The organism is Cytophaga sp., assembly GCF_051961495.1.
Taxonomy (GTDB): Bacteria; Bacteroidota; Bacteroidia; order Cytophagales; family Cytophagaceae; genus Cytophaga.
This window is the reverse complement of sequence record NZ_JBQCDF010000130.1, coordinates 1-2,010: the sequence shown is the minus strand read 5'-3', so window position 1 is coordinate 2,010 and position 2,010 is coordinate 1. Positions and strand designations below refer to the sequence as shown.

The 2,010-nt window shown below is 36.3% G+C and carries 1 protein-coding gene; it reads right to left on the bottom strand.

Annotated elements, in window-relative coordinates:
- Positions 1-230: 230 nt before the first annotated feature.
- Positions 231-1,457: a porin gene (locus tag ACTHJT_RS06295; protein ID WP_440237151.1), complete on the bottom strand. Its 1,227-nt coding sequence runs from the start codon at positions 1,455-1,457 to the stop codon at positions 231-233.
- Between the last annotated feature and the right edge of the window lie 553 nt (positions 1,458-2,010).

Genomic DNA, 2,010 nt, shown 5'->3' with positions numbered 1-2,010 from the left:
ACCGGAGTAGTCCCAGTTTTAAATAAAAATTATCTCCATCGGATTCGACCCCAGCGGGGTCGTACAACCTTTTCGCTTTTATTGCCAGACACAAACAAATGCTTGCGCCAGCAGATAACTTCCAACAAAATAAAAAACCCAGCGCCGAGGGTATTGGCGACTGGGTTTTTTAACTAACCAGATTAAAAAATTAACCGTAATCTTAAATATTGTTTGTCCGAAGACGAGGATTAGAATGCGTAGATCGCAGCCATACCGATTGTCGGCTGAACGTTTGTTGCTTTTGCTTTGTCAGGGTTACCTGGATCTTTAACATATCCTTTGTATGTACCACCGAAGTCATCGTTAACATTTGCAACATCAATTCTGAATTCAGGCTTCAGGTTGAAGTGACCATCCATGAATCTTAAGTCACCAGTTAATGTGAATTCGTTTACAGTACAACCACCTAATGTTGCGCCAATGTAACGAACTGCATCTTTATCTTCGAAGTGTTCAGCACGTAAACCTAAACCGAAGAACTCAGAGAATCTGTAGTCAGCATATAACGCTGCACCACCCCAAGAAGCTTTAGAATATCCATCAGATTCAGCAGCATCAATTTTTAAGTTGTTACCAAAACCATATGCCGCGTTTACACCCAATTTGAAGGCATCAGTTATTTGATAAGTAGTTGTTAAATCGAATAAATGAGATACATTTTTAGTCCCTGAGATTGGAGCGTTGGGATTACCTAATGTAGGGAATGACCAACCGTTTTTCTCATCACCACCGATATAGTTGATATAGATGTTAAATCCGTCTGTTGGAGACACAAATAATTGAGCGATTGCAGACTTTGTACCGTTGAAATCGTACATTCCATCCCAGCCATTCACAACCCCAGCCATTAAACCAACTTTGTCAGAGAATGCATAAGATGCTTTAGCTCCAGTGTGGTAGAATGGACCGTTACCGAATAGGTAAGACAATGAGTAGTTGTAGTTCAACGGAGCGTCAATCAGCTCATAACCTACGTGTGTACCAAATTGACCCACAGTAACATTTAATTTGTCTGTGAACATATAAGACATATATGCCTGTTTGATGTTCACATCCGTACCGTATAAGTTACCAAAGTTACCTAAAGCCGCATTTGGACCATAAGCCAGGTCTAACACAACTTCAGATCTGTCTGTTGTATAAGCAAATTTGGTTTGAACAAGACCTAAAGAAAATTGATTGTTTTTTACATCAAAGATTCTTCCCGGGTTTTGGCTGATAGGTGGGTTGCCGTAGCCAGCAGAAGTAGTAGGCGAAACAAATGAAGGGTTGTTTAAGTTGTATTGGTAGTAAACATCTGCGTAACCGGAGATCGTCAATTTTCCACTTTTAGTAGAATCATCTTTTACCTCGGCTTGTGATGTGAACGCTGAGAACATGAAAGATGCCAGCGTAACGAGTGCAAATTTCTTCATAGTATTAATTCGTTTAGTTGGTAATAATTTGATAAAAGGGTTGGTTAATTTTTTATGGCCGTTTTTGAATACCGGGTTAGAATATTCATATCGTTCATGATGTAAACATAGGGTAAAATACAATTCGATGCAAATCCCGATTCTTTCTAAAATCTAATAATTATGTATTATTTGGGTTTAAAATGCCATTAATATCAAAAAAATCCTATGAAATAATTATTAAACAAAATATTCAGGATTGCTACAAAATTAGAATAGTACAATTTTAAATCTTAAAAAAGAGGCTGTTTTCAATACAAAAATTGCGATTGGAGTAAAATCTACGTGTTTTCACGGATTTACATGCATTTTTGAACCTTCACTTATTCATATTTGTATGTTTTATGAAAAAATTAGTTAAAATTTTAACCTGTTTTTTAAAAAAAATATATTTTTTATTAAAAAGTGGTCAAATTTTAACCCAAAAAATTGAATTCTTATAGTTTTCAGAAAAGTTGGCAGAAAAAGTGGCTAAAATAAAAAGCCTGTCCCGATCGGGACAGGCTTTTTATTT